Source organism: Sphaerisporangium krabiense (assembly GCF_014200435.1).
Classification (GTDB): domain Bacteria; phylum Actinomycetota; class Actinomycetes; order Streptosporangiales; family Streptosporangiaceae; genus Sphaerisporangium; species Sphaerisporangium krabiense.
Genome location: NZ_JACHBR010000001.1, coordinates 4,840,001 through 4,857,227, shown reverse-complemented (window position 1 = coordinate 4,857,227; position 17,227 = coordinate 4,840,001). Strand labels below are relative to the sequence as shown.

The 17,227-nt window shown below is 70.1% G+C and carries 10 protein-coding genes and 2 rRNA genes (1 of these 12 only partly in view); 5 read left to right on the top strand and 7 right to left on the bottom strand.

The features are described from left to right. The first annotated feature begins 69 nt into the window (after positions 1 to 69). Positions 70 to 327, top strand: coding sequence for a hypothetical protein (locus BJ981_RS21445; RefSeq protein WP_184613080.1), 258 nt, complete (start codon positions 70 to 72; stop codon positions 325 to 327). Between the two features lie 9 nt (positions 328 to 336). On the opposite strand, the gene BJ981_RS21440 is transcribed toward BJ981_RS21445, so the two are convergent. The 5 genes from BJ981_RS21440 to BJ981_RS21420 form a co-directional block, all read right to left on the bottom strand. Beyond that, on the bottom strand, positions 337 to 1,599 hold the full coding sequence (locus BJ981_RS21440; protein WP_184613078.1) for a saccharopine dehydrogenase family protein: 1,263 nt from the start codon (positions 1,597 to 1,599) through the stop codon (positions 337 to 339). A gap of 265 nt (positions 1,600 to 1,864) precedes the next feature. Next, complete coding sequence (locus BJ981_RS21435; protein ID WP_184613076.1) at positions 1,865 to 3,151, bottom strand: extracellular solute-binding protein; 1,287 nt, start codon at positions 3,149 to 3,151, stop codon at positions 1,865 to 1,867. 109 nt (positions 3,152 to 3,260) lie between these two features. Further along, positions 3,261 to 4,778 carry a CoA-acylating methylmalonate-semialdehyde dehydrogenase gene (locus BJ981_RS21430; RefSeq protein WP_184613074.1) on the bottom strand — a complete coding sequence of 506 codons (1,518 nt, stop codon included), beginning with the start codon at positions 4,776 to 4,778 and terminating at the stop codon, positions 3,261 to 3,263. After that, complete coding sequence (locus BJ981_RS21425) at positions 4,775 to 6,073, bottom strand: aspartate aminotransferase family protein (protein WP_184613072.1); 1,299 nt, start codon at positions 6,071 to 6,073, stop codon at positions 4,775 to 4,777. Before BJ981_RS21425 ends, BJ981_RS21430 begins: the two co-directional genes overlap by 4 nt. 225 nt (positions 6,074 to 6,298) lie before the next feature. Further along, positions 6,299 to 7,825, bottom strand: a complete 1,527-nt coding sequence (locus tag BJ981_RS21420) for an MFS transporter (RefSeq protein WP_239139036.1) — start codon at positions 7,823 to 7,825, stop codon at positions 6,299 to 6,301. A gap of 70 nt (positions 7,826 to 7,895) precedes the next feature. Here BJ981_RS21420 and BJ981_RS21415 point away from each other — a divergent pair, with 70 nt between their 5' ends. From BJ981_RS21415 to BJ981_RS21400, 4 genes are all read left to right on the top strand, one after another. Beyond that, the gene (locus BJ981_RS21415; RefSeq protein ID WP_184613070.1) at positions 7,896 to 8,693 is read left to right on the top strand and encodes a TetR/AcrR family transcriptional regulator; all 798 of its coding nucleotides are present in this window, start codon (positions 7,896 to 7,898) and stop codon (positions 8,691 to 8,693) included. Between the two features lie 132 nt (positions 8,694 to 8,825). Continuing rightward, complete coding sequence (locus BJ981_RS21410; RefSeq protein ID WP_184613068.1) at positions 8,826 to 10,436, top strand: PucR family transcriptional regulator; 1,611 nt, start codon at positions 8,826 to 8,828, stop codon at positions 10,434 to 10,436. Then, positions 10,433 to 11,536: a DmpA family aminopeptidase gene (locus tag BJ981_RS21405; protein ID WP_184613066.1), complete on the top strand. Its 1,104-nt coding sequence runs from the start codon at positions 10,433 to 10,435 to the stop codon at positions 11,534 to 11,536. Before BJ981_RS21410 ends, BJ981_RS21405 begins: the two co-directional genes overlap by 4 nt. Before the next feature lie 338 nt (positions 11,537 to 11,874). Next, positions 11,875 to 13,371, top strand: a complete 1,497-nt coding sequence (locus BJ981_RS21400) for a phosphodiester glycosidase family protein (protein WP_184613064.1) — start codon at positions 11,875 to 11,877, stop codon at positions 13,369 to 13,371. A 1,482-nt stretch (positions 13,372 to 14,853) separates the two neighbouring features. Here BJ981_RS21400 and rrf read toward each other — a convergent pair. After that, positions 14,854 to 14,970: ribosomal RNA gene (gene rrf, locus BJ981_RS21395) — 5S ribosomal RNA — on the bottom strand. A 148-nt stretch (positions 14,971 to 15,118) separates the two neighbouring features. Further along, positions 15,119 to 17,227, bottom strand: a 23S ribosomal RNA gene (locus BJ981_RS21390); it runs 1,028 nt beyond the window's last position.

Here is a 17,227-nt window from a genome sequence, read left to right as displayed (position 1 = left end):
CTAGTCGATCACTGAGGGTAATGGAGTTATAACGGTTCGGGTACAAGACATTCGATCAGCAGGAGCGGGATGAGTAGCTGGGATCCGGCCGGAGCATCACGGCGTTCCTTGACGTTCGACCCCGGCGACCTGACCGGACCGCAGCGCGACGGCGACGCCTGCGTGGTGTGCCACAAGAAGTGGCCGCGTCCCCGGGTCCGCGTCGGCAGGCTGCCCTCGGGCACGCCGGTGATGGCCTGCGAGGAGTGCGCCAAGGTCCTGCTCCCCGCGACGCCCGCCCCGCGACGCCACAAGCCCTCCCCCCACAAGAGGGCCGCGCTGCCCTGAGCGGGGACGTCAGCTCTCGCGCATCCCCCACGGCGAGCCGTACTCGTTCAGCAGGGCGAGGAACGGCTCCGGCTCGAACGCCTCCGGCCCGAGCACCCCTTGGCCCTTCCACGCCCCGCGCGCCAGCAGCTCCAGCGCGACGACGGGATGCACCGCCGTCTGCCACACCACGGCCTGCGCGCCGTACTCGCGCATCGACCACGCGTTGTCCACGACGTGGTACAGGTAGACCTCGCGCGGCGCGCCGTCCTTGCCGACGCCCTTGATCCAGGTCCCGGCGCAGGTCTTGCCGCGCATCCGCTCGCCGAGCGTCGCCGGGTCGGGCAGCGACGCGGCGACCACGTCCCGGGGCGACACCTCGTGGCCGCGCACCCGCACCGGCTCGGTGGAGTCCAGCCCGAGCTTGTGCAGCGTCCGTAGCACGTCGATGAACTCGTCCCCGAGGCCGTACTTGAACGTCACCTTGCGGGCCTTCACCCAGCGCGGGATCAGCAGCACCTCCTCGTGCTCCACGTTCACGCACTCGACGGGGCCGATGCCCTCGGGGAAGTCGAAGACCTCGGGCTCGCTGAACGGCTCGGTGGTGTGCCAGCCGCCGTCCTCCCAGATCACCGGCGGGTTGAGGCACTCCTCGATCGTGGTCCAGATGGAGAAGGTGGGCGCGAAGGCCTCCTGCCCGTCCTCGCCCCTGACGACGAGGTTCGCGCCGTCGCGGATGCCGATCTCGTCGATGCTCTCGAACAGGTGGTCGGCGGCGTAGCGGGCGAAGACGTCGGCCAGGCCGGGCTCGACGCCCATGCCGACCAGGGCGAGCAGTCCCTTGGCCTCCCATTCCGCCGACATCGCGAACTGCTCGTCGCCGAGCTTGACGCCGGGCAGCTCGTACGGCCGGCTCGGGTGCGGCCGGGACAGGGACATCGCCATGTCCAGGTAGTGGGCCCCCGCGTTCAGCGCGGCCCGGAACAACGGCATGTCGAACCGCGGGTCCACGGCGTTGACGAGCACGTCGCAGCGGTGCTCGCGCAGCGCGGCCTCCACCGCGGCCTGGTCGGAGGCGTCCAGGCCGATGGCGCTGAAGCGCGGATCCCCCGGCCCGGAGGTCTGTTCATGGATCTGTGCCGCGCCTTGTCCTGAAGCCGATCTCCCGGCGACGGCCTCGGCGCGTGCGCGGTCGTAGTCGGCGACGACGATGTGGTCGAAGAAGTCCCGGCGCGCGGCGATCGGGACCACGGCGGACCCGACTCCCCCCGCGCCTACCAGCAGAATGCGCATGCCGAAGACGGTACCAACTGACTGGTCGACCATTCAATATGAGGGCGTGGGGAAGTGCCGGAAAGCCTGCGGATTCCAGCGCCTCGCCCGCTTCACACCGCCGGAAAGGACGGTCTAGGACCTCTTGGGCCACGCCGGCGCCGGGCGGCGGCCCGCGCCGCGAGAAGGCGCTCCGGAGTCGGGGGAATGTTCCGGAGCGCCCTGGGCGGACCTCGCCCGGCGGGGGAACAGGCGAGCCCGCGGCCCTCTCACGCGATGGTCACGATCACCCCGTGGGCCGGACGAGCCGCTGCCACGCGGCGGCCCACTCGGCATAGTCGGTGCATTCCCCGTCCCGGCCGCCGCAATCCTTCGATGGGCGGACGGCAAAGGCGACGTCACGGGGACGCTCGCCGTCCACCTGGTAGGCGTCGCAGACCCGTGCGGCCAGGGCGGCCCGCGCCGCCTTGGCGGCGTCGTCGCCGGGATCCCAGGTGCAGCCGCGCGGGTTGGCGGGCGCGAGCCCGTTCCAGACGGCCGCCTGCTGCTCGGGCTTGGCGGAGACGGCCCAGTCGATCCAGCGGTAGGCGCAGTTGGGCGCCGCCGCCTGCGCGGAGATCATCCAGGAGTCCACCCAGCCGGTGGTCGGCCCCCGCTCGTCCAGCGCCTTGACCGGACGCCCGGCCGCGCGCGCCACGTACCCGGTGTAGGGCAGGGCGCGCACGACGCGCGCCTCGCCGCCGGAGAGGGCCTGCACCGCCTCGACCGGGTTCGTCCAGTACGACCGCCCGCCGGCGGCATGCGCGCCGAGCAGCGCGAGCGCGGCGTCGAACTGCTGCCGGGTGAGCTTGAAGGGGTTCTTCACGCCCAGCGAGGGCTTGCTCTCCTTCAGCCGCAGCGCGGCGTCGGCGATGCTCAGCGGGCCGTCCCTGAGCACGGCCGGGACGGCGCCGGAGTAGAGCGCGTCCGCCTTCGGGCGCGGCGACCGGCTGTCGTCGTAGAAGGTCCGGTAGTACCCCCACAGGTACGGCACGCCGTACACCCGGCCTTCGGCGGTGATCGCGGGCTGGGTGCGCAGCCACTCGGGGATCTGCTGGTAGCGCGGGATGAGGGAGGTGGTGAGGGCGGCGGCCTTCTTCTCCGCGATCAGCCGGCCCGCCACCTGCGGCGGCGCCGCGACCGCGTCGTAGTCGCCCCCGGAGACCAGCTTGTCCAGCTCGTCGGCGTTCTGCGCGTAACGCAGGTTCACCCGGCAGCCGGTGTTCCTCTCGAACTCCCCCACCCAGTTGACCGCCGAGTCGCTGCCGCCGTACTCGGCGTACCCCCGATAGGCGACCACGGTCACCGTGCCCTCGCCGCGCCCGGGCGCCGTGCGGGACGGCGACGGCGAGGCCGTACCCGACACGGAGGCCGACGGGGTGACCGGCGGGGTGGCGGAGGGCGGGCGTGGCGTGGCGCGCGCGGCGACCACCTGGGCGCGCTGCTCGTGGGCCCCGGTCCCGGCGCCGCACGCGGCGAGCAGCGCCGCGGCCGCCGCCAGCGACGCCGCGCCGGCGCTGCGACGTCGTCTCACCTTCGACACCCGGGCCCCCTCGTCGTCACCTTGCGAGCAGCCTAGCCGCCCGCCGCCGGGCGGGTCCCGTGGCGCGGCCCTCCGCGGAGGACGGAGGACCGCGCGGGGGCTACTTGTTGGTGGGGAACCCGAGGTTCACGCCGCCGTGGCTCGGATCCGGCCAGCGCGAGGTGACGACCTTGCCGCGCGTGTAGAAGTGGACGCCCTCGGTGCCGTGGACGTGGGTGTCGCCGAACAGCGAGGACTTCCACCCGCCGAAGCTGTAGAACGCCATCGGCACGGGGATCGGCACGTTGACGCCCACCATGCCGACCTCGACCTCGTTCTGGAACCGCCGGGCCGCCCCGCCGTCGTTGGTGAACACCGCGGTGCCGTTGCCGTACTCGACCTCGTTGATGATCTCCAGCCCCTCGTCGTAGGAGGAGACGCGCACGATCGACAGCACCGGGCCGAAGATCTCGTCCCGGTGGACGGCCGACCCCGGGCGCACGTGGTCGATCACCGTGGGGCCGAGCCAGAAGCCGGGGGTCTCGGCCGCCGTCGCCCCGCCCTTGACCGGGGTGTCGCGCCCGTCCACCACGAGCTTGGCGCCCTCGGTGACGGCCGTGTCCAGGTAGGACGCCACCTTGTCGCGGTGGACGCCGGTGACCAGCGGCCCCATCTGCGACTCGGGGTCGTCCCCCGGACCGACGGTCAGCGCGCCGACCCGTTCGACGATCTTGCCGACCAGCTCGTCGCCGACCGGGTCCACCGCGAGCACGACGGAGATCGCCATGCACCGCTCGCCCGCCGACCCGAAGCCGGCGTTGACGGCGGCGTCGGCCACCAGGTCCAGGTCGGCGTCGGGCAGCACGAGCATGTGGTTCTTGGCGCCGCCGAGCGCCTGCACCCGCTTGCCGTGCCGGGTGCCGGTCTCGTAGACGTACCGGGCGATCGGGGTGGAGCCGACGAACGACACCGCCCGCACGTCCGGGTGCTCCAGCAGCCGGTCCACGGCCACCTTGTCGCCCTGCACGACGTTGAACACGCCGTCGGGCAGCCCCGCCTCCTTCCACAGCCGGGCCATCAGCAGCGACGCCGACGGGTCGCGCTCGGAGGGCTTGAGGACGAACGCGTTGCCGCAGGCGATCGCGACCGGGTACATCCACATCGGGACCATGGCCGGGAAGTTGAACGGTGTGATCCCGGCCACGACCCCCAGCGGCTGGCGGATCGAGAAGGAGTCGACGCCGGTCGAGACGTTCTCCGAGAAGCCGCCCTTGAGCAGGTGCGGGATGCCGCAGGCGAACTCCACGACCTCGAGGCCGCGCGCGACCTCGCCGAGCGCGTCCGAGCGCACCTTGCCGTGCTCGGAGCTGATCAGCTCGGCCACCTCGCCCCGGTGGGCGTGCATCAGCTCGCGGAACCGGAACAGCACCTGCGTGCGCTTGGTCAGCGAGGCGTCCCGCCAGGCGGGGAACGCCGCCGCCGCCGCGGCGACGGCCGCGTCCACCTCCTCGGCCGAGGCCAGGTCGACGTGCCCGGCGACCTCGCCCGTCGCCGGGTCGAAGATCTCCGACCGCCTGCCGGAGCCGCCCGGCGCCTCGCCGCCGCCGATCCAGTGGCCGGCCCGCTTGAGCCCGGTCACCTGCCGACCTCCTCGTCGATCGTCTCCAGCGCGGTGACGATGATGCCGAGGCCCTCGCGCGCCTCGTCGTCGGTGAGCGTCAGCGGGGGCGCCATGCGCAGCACGTTGCCGTACAGGCCGCCCTTGCCGGCGAGCAGGCCGAGCTTCTTGGTCTCCTCCATGAACCGGCCGGCCAGCGCGGGCGCGGGGGCGCCGGTGGCGGGGTCCACGAGTTCGAGGGCGAACATCAGCCCCTTGCCCCGGACGTCGCCGAGGATCGGCAGCCGGTCCTTGGCCTCGCGCAGCCCGCCGAGGAGGATCTCGCCGGTGACGGCGGCGCGGGACTGCAGGTCGTGGTCGAGGACGTAGTCGAGGGTGGCGTTGGCGGCGGCCATCGAGATCGGGTTGCCGCCGAAGGTCGCCAGGCCGACGGCGTGCGGGCCGTCCATGAGGTCGCCGCGGGCCACCACGCCGCCGACCGCGAAGCCGTTGCCGAGGCCCTTGGCGAAGGTCATCATGTCGGGCGTCATGCCGTGGTTCTGGATGCCGAAGAAGGCCGAGCCGGTGCGGCCCCATCCGGTCTGCACCTCGTCGGAGATGAAGAGGACGCCCTCCTCGTCCAGGACCTCCTTGTACGCCTTGAACAGGCCGTCGGGGGCCATCGTGAAGCCGCCCACGCCCTGGATCGGCTCGGCGATCAGCGCGGCCACGTCGTTGGACACGGCGGTGGCGAGCACGTGGCGCAGGTCGGCGACGCAGACGTCGATGTACTCGGCGTCGGACAGGCCGCGGAACTGCGGCAGGTGGCGGTCGGCGCCGTGCAGGAAGTGGACGTTCAGCGGCGAGAGCGAATTGTTCTTCCAGCTCCGGTTGCTGGTGACCGACAGCGCGCCGAAGCTGCGGCCGTGGTAGCTCTGCCGCATGGCGAGCACCTGGTCGGACCCGCGGGCGTAGGTGGCGAGCAGCAGGGCCGTCTCGTTGGCCTCGGTGCCGGAGTTGGTGAAGAAGACCTTGGCGTTCTCGATGCCCGACAGCCTGGCGATCTTCTCGGCCAGCTCGATCTGGCCGCGCAGCAGGTAGACGGTGCTGGTGTGGACCACGCCGGTGGCGAGCTGGCGCTCCACGGCCTCGCGCACCTCGGGCACGTCGTACCCGATCATGTTGGTGAGGATGCCCGCGAAGAAGTCCAGGTAGGTATGGCCCTCTGCGTCGACGACGCGGTTGCCCTTCCCCCGCACGATCTCGATGGGCTCGTCATAGTAGATGGACAACCAGTTGGGCATGACCGCCCGGTGCCGGGCGAAAAGGTCGGACATAACCTGATTATGTCGATTCACGGTCATCAGCCCTACCCCCAAGGTGTCGGCGTACCGCGAAAACACCTTACATGGTGGCAACCCCCAACTTCTGATGTCCTCTTTCCATGACGGCAAGATGTCCTGACATATCCGTCAAGCCGTTCCGGACATCCTCGCGGCCCGCGCCCCCGCCGCGCCCGTCCCGCGGCGCGGCGAGCCGCGAGGGCTCCGGACGGCGGCCCGTCAGGCGACGGGCTCGGGCTCGCGCGCGGCGGCGTCACCCGCCGTGCGGGGGCGGAGCATCACGTAGGCGAGCACGCCCGCGGCGACGCCGAGCGCGGCGCCCACCCACGCGCCGAAGGACATCGCGGCCACGAAGGCCTCCTTGCCCATGCGCACGAGGTCGGGGACGCCCGTCGCCAGCGCGCCGTCGATCGAGTGCCTGGCCGCGGCCGGGGCGTCCTCGGGCATCCGGGCGGTGTAGACGCCGGCGAGCACACTGCCGAGGACGGCCACGCTGAGCGCCATGCCGACCTGCTGGACGGTGTCGTTGAGCGCGGAGCCGACCCCCGCGTGCTCGGGCGGCACCGCGCCGAGCAGGGTCGCGTACGCGGCCGGCCCGGCGAGGCCGCCGCCGACCCCCATGATGAGCAGCCCCGTGATCAGCTTGCCGTACCCGTCGGACGGCCCCATGAGGCCGAGGACCACGAACCCGCCCGCCATGACCACCATGCCGGCCGCGATCAGCGCGCGGTTGCTGACCCGCTGCCCGAGCCCCGCGCCGACCGCGTTGAACACCGCCGCCGCGACCGCGTAGGGCAGCAGCGCCAGACCGGCCCGCATGGGCCCGTAGCCGAGGACGAACTGCAGGTACTGGGTGAGCATCAGCAGCAGCGCCCCGGTGCCGAAGGACAGCAGCACGACGGAGAACGAGGAGCCGCGGAAGGCGGGGTTGCGGAACAGGTCGAGCGGGATCATGGGATGCGCCGAGCGCCGTTCCCAGAGCACGAAGACCGCCAGGGCGACCACGCCGACCGCGAACCCGGCGAGGGTGCCGGCCGAGGTCCATCCCGACCGGGGCGCGGCGATCACCGCGTAGATCACACCGGTCATCCCGACGATCGACAGCAGCGCGCCGACCGGGTCCGTGGGGCGCGCGGGGGCGCGGGACTCGGGCATCAGCAGCAGCGCGGCGACGATGGCGACGATCGCGATCGGCACGTTGAGCAGGAACACCGAGCCCCACCAGTAGTGTTCGAGCAGGAAGCCGCCGAGGGTGGGCCCGGCGATCACGCCGACCATGGCGACGGCGCTCCACGCGGCGAACGCCTTGCGCCGCTCGCTGTCGTCGAAGACCGTGATCATGATCGACAGGGTGCTCGGCATGAGGAGACAGCCGCCGACGCCCATCAGGGCCCGCGCGCCGATGAGCTGCCACGGCTCCTGCGCCAGCGTCGCCACCAGCGAGGCGCCGCCGAAGACGGCGAGCCCGATGATGAGGAAGCGCCGCCGTCCGAACCGGTCCGACAGGCTCCCCGCGGTCAGCAACAGGCCGGCGAACACCAGGATGTAGGCGTCGATGATCCACTGAACGTCCGCGGGGGTCGCGCCGAGGTCGCGGATGAGGGACGGGATCGCCAGGTTGAGCACGGTGTTGTCGACGACGAGCACCAGCAGGCTGACGCACAGCACGCCGAGGATCCACCAGCGGCGCGGGTTCTTCTCGGGCACGTCCCCGGACCCGAGGTCTCGTACAGTGTTCGATGTCACTCGCACAGCGTACGATAAGACTCGAACGGTGTGCGAGCCGTTTTATCCTGGAGGGAACGAAGGAGGTCACGTGGCGGCCAAGCCCTACAGGTCGGTCTGGGCACGCGACACCGCGCCCAGGCGAGGCCGCGAGCAGCCCGCGCTCAGCCGCGCCCAGATCGTCCGCGCGGCGGTCGAACTGCTCGACGCCGAGGGCCTGGACGCGCTCAGCATGCGCAGGCTCGGCGCCCGGCTCGGCGCGGGCGCGACCAGCATCTACTGGCACGTCGCCACCAAGGACGACCTGCTGGAGCTGGTCCTCGACGAGGTCTACGCCGAAGACGGCTTTCCCCAGGCGGTCGCGTGCCCGACCTGGCGCGAGGCGGCCACGAGGTTCGCCTACGGCCTGCGCCAGGCGCTGTTCCAGCACCCCTGGGCGGCCCAGCTCGTCCCCGCGATGCCGAGCATCGGGCCGAACGCCCTGAAGGCCATGGACAACCTGATGAGCGCCTTCGGCAAGGGCGGCTTCACCGGCAGAACCCTGGACTACGCCGTCAGCGCCGTGGTCGCCTACACGCTGGGCGCCACCACGCCCGAGGTCGGCCTGCTCACCAAGGTGGGCGGCACCGAGGCCGCCGAACGGGAGTGGTACGACGCCATGCAGGAGCAGGTCCAGGTGGCGGCGGCCGACTTTCCCGAGCTGCGGTGCCGTTACGCCGGCTACGCCGCCAGCGAGGTGGCGGCCACCAGGGCGTTCAACTTCGATTTCGGGCTGACGTCCATGCTCGACGGCCTGGAGGTCCGGCTGCGCCGCGACGAGGACGGCCGGGAGATCGGCGAGAAGGCCGCCGGGAACGGAACGGCGACCCCGGCCGATCACTCCGCGTGACCGTCACGAGCCTCCGCGGGGCCCTCCCCACGCACCGTCACCGGCGGAACGCCCTCTGACATACCAGGTGGAGGGCATTGTGTCAGGTAGTGCACCGTCAGTCTTACATCCTGATCGGCTACGCTCGGACATATGCTACCGACCCTGGCCGACGTTCTCGCGCTGGACGCCGTCCGCCGAGGCAGCCCGCGCGTCGTCGCCGGCGCCGACCGGTTGGACACCCGCGTCCGCTGGGTGCACGTCGGCGAGGTCAGCGACATCGCCCACCTCCTGCGCGGCGGGGAGCTGATCCTCACCACAGGGGTCGCGCTGCCCGAGGAGCCCGACAAGCTGGCCGACTACATCGCCGACCTCGCCGCCGTCGGCGCCTCCGGCCTCATCGTCGAACTCGGCCGCAGGTTCATCCGCGAGCTGCCCCGCGCGGTCGTCGAGTCGGCCGAGCTGCACGGCCTCCCGCTCGTCACGCTCACCCGCGAGACCCCGTTCGTCCAGATCACCGAGTCGGTGCACGCCCGCATCATCGACATCCAGCTCGAGGAGCTGCGCGCCTCCGAGCAACTGCACGAGGTGTTCACCGAGCTGTCGGTCGAGGGCGCCTCGCCGGCCGAGGTCCTCGCCCAGGTCTCGCGCCTGTCCGCGCGGCCCGCCTTGCTGGAGAACCTCGCCCACCAGGTGCTCGCCTGCGAGACCGCCGGCCGCGACACCGGCGTCCTGCTCGCCAACTGGGAGGCCCGCTCCCGCGCCGTCAGCCCCCACGAGCGCACCGCCTACGACCCCTCCTCCGGCTGGCTGGTCACCATGGTCGGGGCGCGCGGCCACGACTGGGGGCGGCTCATCATCATCTGCGAGGAGCCGCCCGGCCCCCGCGACGTCGTCCTCGCCGAGCGCGCCGCCACCACCCTCGCCCTCGGCCGCCTGCTGGAACGCCACCAGGAAAGCCTGGAGCGCCAGGCGCACGGCACGATCATCACCGGCATCCTCACGCACGCCTACGCCGACCCCGACGAGGCCGCCGCCCGCGCCCGCGCGGTGGGCGTCCCGCTCACCGGCAGGAAGCTCATCAGCGTCGTGCTGCGGCTCACCGACGCCGCCGACACCGCGCTCAACCTCCAGGCCCAGCTCGGCGAGCTGGCCGAGGCGGCGGCCGCCGCCTGCAGAGACGCCCGCCTGCCCGCCCTGGTCGGCGCCCTGGACCAGAACCGCGTCGGCGTCCTGCTCCCCCTGCCGCCCCGCACCCCCGCCGAGGCCGCGCTCACCTCGCTGGCCGAGCGGTTACGCACGGCGTTCGCCACGCCCTTCGTCCTCGCCGCCGGCTCGGTCGTCGAGTCGATCAGGGACGTCCGCCGCAGCTTCCTGGAGGCCGAGCAGGTCGCCGAGGCCGCCGCGCGCCAGCCCGACCGCCGCCCCTTCTACCGCCTGCCCGACCTGCGGCTGCGCGGCCTGCTCCACCTCCTGCGCGACGACGCCCGGCTGCAGACCTTCGCCGAGCGCGAGCTCGGCCCCCTGCTCGCCCACGACGCCCACCGCGGCGGCGACCTCACCGGCATCCTGCGCACCTACCTCGACGCCGGACGCAACAAGGCCGTCGCCGCCCAGCGCGCCCACCTGTCGCGCCCGGCCTTCTACGACCGGCTCCGCCGCCTCGAACGCATCCTCGACACCGACCTCGACGACGTCGACTCCTGCTTGTCGCTCCATGTCGCCCTGCTGGCGCTGGAATCATTCAGAAGGGAGACCCGGTGAGCGCCACCGCCACGCGGGCACGTGACCACGGAATCGTCATCGGCGCCGGCACTCCCGGCCCGTACAACGCGATCACCGACGTCGCGGACGTCAGGGTCGGCCACACCACCCTCATCCACGGCGACGGGCCGCGCGTGCGCGGCCAGGGCCCGGTGCGCACCGGCGTCACGATGATCCTTCCGCACGGGGGGTCGGCCTTCGACGAGCCCGTGTACGCGGGCTACCACTGGCTGAACGGCAACGGCGAGATCACCGGCATGGCCTACCTCGACGAGTTCGGCCTGCTCGGCTCGCCGATCGGGCTCACCAACACCGCGTCCGTGGGCGTCGTCCGCGACACCATCGTCGAACTCGAGGTCTCCTCCCTCGGCAGGGGACGCCAGGCGTGGTCCCTGCCCGTCGTGGGCGAGACCTGGGACGGCAGGCTCAACGACATCGACGGGCAGCACGTCAGGCCTGAGCACGTCAGGGCCGCCTACGCCGCGGCGAGCGGCGGCCCGGTCGCCGAGGGCGCGGTCGGCGGCGGCACCGGCATGATCTGCCACGGCTTCAAGGGCGGCATCGGCACCGCCTCGCGCGTCCTGCCCGAGGCGGACGGCGGCTACACCGTCGGCGTGCTGGTCCAGGCCAACCACGGCATGCGCGACCGCCTCACCGTCAACGGCGTGCCCGTCGGACGCGCCATGGCCGACGTTCCCCGGCCCCGCCCCCTCACGCACGAGGGGGCGGGTTCCATCATCGGCATCGTCGCCACCGACGCCCCGCTGCTCCCCCACCAGTGCCGCAGGCTCGCCCGGCGGGCCGCGCTCGGCGTCGCCCGCACCGGCGGGGCCGGGGAGAACGGCAGCGGCGACGGCTTCCTGTGCTTCGCCACGCACAACCGCAACCTGCCCTCCAACGCCATCGACAGCCACCCGCCGCGCACGTTCCCGGTCACGGTCCTCGCCGACGAGTACATCGACCCGCTGTTCTGGGCGACCATCGAGGCCGTCGAGGAGGCCATCGTCAACGTCCTGGTCGCCGCCGACACCATGACCGGCGCCGACGGCGTCACCGCGCACGGCCTGGACCCCCGGCGCCTCGCCGCCCTCCTGGCCTGACCGCCGCCGGGGAGCCGGCCGGGCGGACGTGTAGCGGTATTCGGACAACGCGCCGGGTCCGCCATTCCGGGATGTTGCGGAACGCGCCGCCGCACGTCATCGGGCCAAAACCGGTTCGGCCCCGTTCGCTTTCCCCTTTTCGGCCGTACGACGCGCTTACCGGGCGTGACATAACGGTACGCATATAGCGGCGAGATAGGACACTGAGGCGATATTTCCCTGATTACGGATGACGCCGGGTTACATTCTCATAGACGTTGGCGTGTTCCCCGGCGCCCGGGCCGCCGTAGCCAAGACCATGGTGCGGCAAAGATGTGATCACCCCCGGGAGCCTTCGAATGCCGACGCCGCGCCGCCTCACCACCGGCCTCGCCGCCCTGTCCCTTCTAGCGACAGGCGCGCCCGTGGCCGCGTCCGCGGAGTCGTCGGCCGCCGCGGCGGCTCCCTCCTCCCAGGCCGGGCTGCCGACGACGGCGTTCCCGCTGGGTCCCCGCGCGGCCGCCAAGCAGACGAGCAAGGCCGTCGCCCCCGGAGTCGACCTGTTCACGCTCACCCATGGCAGCGCCACGGACGGCTACACGGTGTCGGTCTTGATGAACGGCAAGGACGTCGGCAAGCGCGCCGACGCCGAAGCGGCGGCGGCCGCGTGTGAGGCCGCGGGCTTCCCGGCGACGATCCAGGAGGTCATCCGGCCGGCGGTCGCCGACTACCCGGAGGGCGCCGGCTACATGGTGCGTCTGGGTTCGTGGTCCCTGAAAGACCGCAAAGAGGCGGACAAAGTTGTAAAGCAGCTCAAAGAGGTAGACATCCCGGCAAAGGCCGATTTCCTGGGCGATGACGGGATGCAGACCACCGGGCCGTGGCAGCTCCGCGTCCTCACCGTCAACCCCGGCGTCTTCCGCGGCAGCTACCACTCCAGCCTGGGCGTCAGCGTCGCCAAGCGCGAGAAGACGTCCGCGATGGCCAAGCACGCCAAGGCGCTCGCCGCCGTGAACGGCGGGTTCTTCAACATCCACACCGCCAAGGAGCTGCGCGGCGAGCCCGTCGGAATCTCCGTGGTCGACGGCACTCTGCTCAGCGAGGCCGTCCCCGGCCGCAGCGCCCTCATCCTCAAGAACCGCACGGCCCGGATCACCGAGCTCAGCACCACCGTCACCGCCGTCTCCGCCGACGGCGAGCGCACCGTCGTGAACGGCGTCAACCGCGCGGCCGGCGCCGACGAGCTCATCCTGTACACCGAGCAGTTCGGCGCCAAGACCCCCGCCGACGACGGCACCGACGCCGTCCTCGACGCGACCGGCCAGGTCCTGGAGGTGCGCCCCGCCGGCGGAGCCGTCAAGGCCGGAACCCGCGTGCTGCACGGCACCGGCACCATGGCCGACTGGATCTCCTCCCACACCCCCGAGCAGTGGAAACTGACCGTCACCACCAAGGTCAAGGACCTGCGCTCCGGCAAGTCCGTCCCCCTCACCCCGCAGACCAGCATCATCGGCGGAGGCGTCGGCCTGGTCCGCAACGGCCGCGAACACGTCACCGCCCAGGCCGACGGCCACGCCAACGTCAACATGATCCTCCGCCGCCACCCGCGCACGCTCGCCGGCGTCACCAAGTCCGGCACCCTGATCCTCGCCGTCGTCGACGGCCGCAAGCCCGGCGTCACCGTCGGCGCCTCCATGATCGAAGCCGCCCGCCTGATGCTCTGGCTAGGCGCCCGCCAGGCCATCAACCTGGACGGCGGCGGCTCCACCGCCATGATCGTCAACAACAAACTGGTAAACCACCCCAGCGACGGCGTAGAACGCCCCGTAGGCGACTCCCTCCTAATCGTCCCCTAACCCCCCCACCGCCCAAACAGGCGCCCACCCCTCAACCCCCCGACCACTCGCCCCTTGCACCCCTTCAGTACCCACCCCCCGGACGACGCCAGCGGGCCATCCCCGCCCGCCAGCGTCCCCAACCACAAGCCCACACAAGCGCCACTACCAGCACGATCTTCGTTGTAACTCGTATAACGCAGACCCGCACATGCCCCTCCCCAAGGATCACCACCGCACCCCGGGGCACATCTCCCCAGAAGCCCCGTACCCCCCACCGCCTCACAGTCCGCCCTCCCCCTGCCCCAGCACTGACGCGCCTTCCCGTTCATGGTCCGCGCTCACCCTGCCCCAGCACTGACGCGCCTTTCCCTTCACGGCCCCCGCGCTCACCCTGCCCCGGCTCTGACGCGCTCTTCCCGTTCATGGTCCGCGCTCACGCTGCCCCGGCTCTGACGCGCCCTTCCCTATTCCTGGTGCGCGCGCTTCTTGGCACCGCGTCGCAGGGATGCAGATAGGCAGAGCCCGGCGCCCCACAACGGCGGCCAGCCGACCGGTCTTCCGCAGTACGCGCCGGGCATGGAATGCGCGTCAGCGCATGGGGAAACACAGCCCGAGCCGAAGGCGAGGCCCATACCCCGGCACAGCCGCGCTCCCGGGCACAGCCGCGCTCCCGGACAGCCGCGCTCCCGGGCACAGCCCCCGCGCCTCTTGAAGGTCCGCCTCCTGCCTTCCCCGGCGCAGCTCGACGCATCTCTCCTGAAGCTTCGCGTCCACTACCGCTTCATGGTCCACGCTCATTCCACCCCGCGCCCTGATCACCCACCCCTGGCACGCTTCCCCAGCCCTCGCATGGCTCTCCCGTTGGTCTCTCCCGTTCCTGGTGCGCGCTCTTCTTGGCGCCGCGTCGGCGGGACGCAGGTCGGCGGAGCCCGGCGCCCACAACGGCGGCCAGCCGTCCGGTCTCCTGTCGTACGCGGTGCGAGAGAAATACGCGTCAGCGCCGGGAACACAGCCCGAGCCGAAGGCGAGGCCCATTTCCGTGACGCGCTTCAGCGTTCTCGCCTTCGCGGCGGTCGGCTTCCTACGCCAGCAGGGAGGGGTGGGCCGCCGTGATAGGCGCCGGGATATACCGACCTGCGTCCCGCCGTCGCGGCGCCCTTGATGGGTCTCATCGTGGCGGAGCGAGAGGTTCCGGAGGTCGTGGCAGGGATGCGCGAAGGTCCCCTGGAGTTGTTGTCAGGCGTCACGGGTCGATCAGGGTGCGCGGTAGCGCCCAGAGAACACAGCCCGAGCCGGAGGCGAGGCCCATATCCTGGCGCAGCCCCGCATCCCCGGCGCAGCTCCGCGGTCGTTTTCTCCGCGGGGCCCGGCACTGGGCGCCGTCTCGGCATGGCCGTGCCGCTACGGAAGCCGGCGGGGGAATAGAGTCCTGGAAATGCAGGAAGGGCCACCCCGGAGCCCTGCGGCTCCGGGGTGGCCCTTCCTGCTATTCGAAAAATTGTCCGGCGGTGTCCTACTCTCCCACACCGTCCCCGGTGCAGTACCATCGGCGCTGGAAAGCTTAACTTCCGGGTTCGGAATGTAACCGGGTGTTTCCCTTCCGCTAAAACCGCCGTAACCCCGTGAAACAACCAACCGAGCACACCACCCACCAACACACCCACCTCGCGATAGGACATTGGTATCGGTGTGGGTCTCAGGTTTGATGTCTCTGAGATCACACAGTGGACGCGAGCACCACCCGCGCAGCGGGTGTTGTTGCTTTGTGGTCAAGTCCTCGGCCTATTAGTACCGGTCAGCTCCACACCTTACGATGCTTCCACACCCGGCCTATCAACCCAGTCGTCACCTGGGAGCCTTACCCCCCTCACAGGGGTGGGAGACCTCATCTCAAGGCAGGCTTCCCGCTTAGATGCCTTCAGCGGTTATCCCTCCCGAACGTAGCCAACCAGCCATGCCCTTGGCAGAACAACTGGCACACCAGAGGTTCGTCCGTCCCGGTCCTCTCGTACTAGGGACAGCCCCCTTCAAGTCTCCTGCGCGCGCAGCGGATAGGGACCGAACTGTCTCGCGACGTTCTAAACCCAGCTCGCGTACCGCTTTAATGGGCGAACAGCCCAACCCTTGGGACCTACTCCAGCCCCAGGATGCGACGAGCCGACATCGAGGTGCCAAACCATCCCGTCGATATGGACTCTTGGGGAAGATCAGCCTGTTATCCCCGGGGTACCTTTTAGCCGTTGAGCGACGGCGCTTCCACAAGCCACCGCCGGATCACTAGTCCCAGCTTTCGCTCCTGCTCGACCCGTCGGTCTCACAGTCAAGCTCCCTTGTGCACTTACACTCGCCACCTGATTGCCAACCAGGCTGAGGGAACCTTTGGGCGCCTCCGTTACCCTTTAGGAGGCAACCGCCCCAGTTAAACTACCCACCAGACACTGTCCCCCACCCGGATCCACGGGCGCGGGTTAGACATCCAAAACGACCAGAGTGGTATTTCACCAATGACTCCACCCGAACTAGCGTCCGAGCTTCACCGTCTCCCACCTATCCTACACAAGCCGTCCCAAACACCAATGTCAAGCTGTAGTGAAGGTCCCGGGGTCTTTCCGTCCTGCTGCGCGTAACGAGCATCTTTACTCGTAGTGCAATTTCGCCGGGTCTGCGGTTGAGACAGCGGGGAAGTCGTTACGCCATTCGTGCAGGTCGGAACTTACCCGACAAGGAATTTCGCTACCTTAGGATGGTTATAGTTACCACCGCCGTTTACCGGCGCTTAAGTTCTCACCTTCGCCTGCGTTACCACAAGCTAAGCGGTCCCCTTAACGTTCCGGCACCGGGCAGGCGTCAGTCCGTATACATCGTCTTACGACTTCGCACGGACCTGTGTTTTTAGTAAACAGTCGCTTCCCCCTGGCCACTGCGACCCCCACCAGCTCCGGACGCACGGTCCATCACCAGCGAAGGCCCCCCTTCTCCCGAAGTTACGGGGGCAATTTGCCGAGTTCCTTAACCACAGTTCACCCGATCGCCTCGGTATTCTCTACCTGACCACCTGAGTCGGTTTAGGGTACGGGCCGCCGGCACACTCACTAGAGGCTTTTCTCGGCAGCATGGGATCACCCACTTCACCACAATCGGCTCGGCATCACATCTCAGGATAATAGAGCGCGGATTTGCCTACGCTCCTCCCTACATGCTTACCCCAGGAACAACCATCGCCTGGGATGGGCTACCCTCCTGCGTCACCCCATCGCTTACCTACTACCAGATCAGGCCAGGCGTTCACCCTCACCCGGCTCCCGAAGGAACCAGGGGGTTAAGGACCCTTAGTATCACTGGATTCGATATGGGCGCGTGCCCGCGGGTACGGGAATATCAACCCGTTGTCCATCGACTACGCCTGTCGGCCTCGCCTTAGGTCCCGACTTACCCTGGGCGGATTAACCTAGCCCAGGAACCCTTGGTCATCCGGCGCAGAAGTTTCTCACTTCTGATTCGCTACTCATGCCTGCATTCTCACTCGCGTGGAGTCCACGACTCGTTCACACGGCCGCTTCACCCTCCACACGACGCTCCCCTACCCACCCACACACCTGGATGCGCAAAACGCACCGGGCTACACGTGTGAGTGCCACGACTTCGGCGGCGTACTTGAGCCCCGCTACATTGTCGGCGCGGAATCACTTGACCAGTGAGCTATTACGCACTCTTTCAAGGGTGGCTGCTTCTAAGCCAACCTCCTGGTTGTCACTGCGACTCCACATCCTTTCCCACTTAGCACACCCTTAGGGGCCTTAGTCGGTGGTCTGGGCTGTTTCCCTCTCGACCACGGAGCTTATCCCCCGCAGTCTCACTGCCACGCTCTCACTTA

Excerpts from the sequence above, each read along its gene's own strand:
- BJ981_RS21445 (WP_184613080.1), top strand. The coding sequence starts at position 70 with ATGAGTAGCTGGGATCCGGCCGGAGCATCACGGCGTTCCTTGACGTTC.
- BJ981_RS21440 (WP_184613078.1), bottom strand. The coding sequence starts at position 1,599 with ATGCGCATTCTGCTGGTAGGCGCGGGGGGAGTCGGGTCCGCCGTGGTC.
- BJ981_RS21425 (WP_184613072.1), bottom strand. The coding sequence starts at position 6,073 with ATGTCCGACCTTTTCGCCCGGCACCGGGCGGTCATGCCCAACTGGTTG.
- BJ981_RS21410 (WP_184613068.1), top strand. The coding sequence starts at position 8,826 with ATGCTACCGACCCTGGCCGACGTTCTCGCGCTGGACGCCGTCCGCCGA.
- BJ981_RS21400 (WP_184613064.1), top strand. The coding sequence starts at position 11,875 with ATGCCGACGCCGCGCCGCCTCACCACCGGCCTCGCCGCCCTGTCCCTT.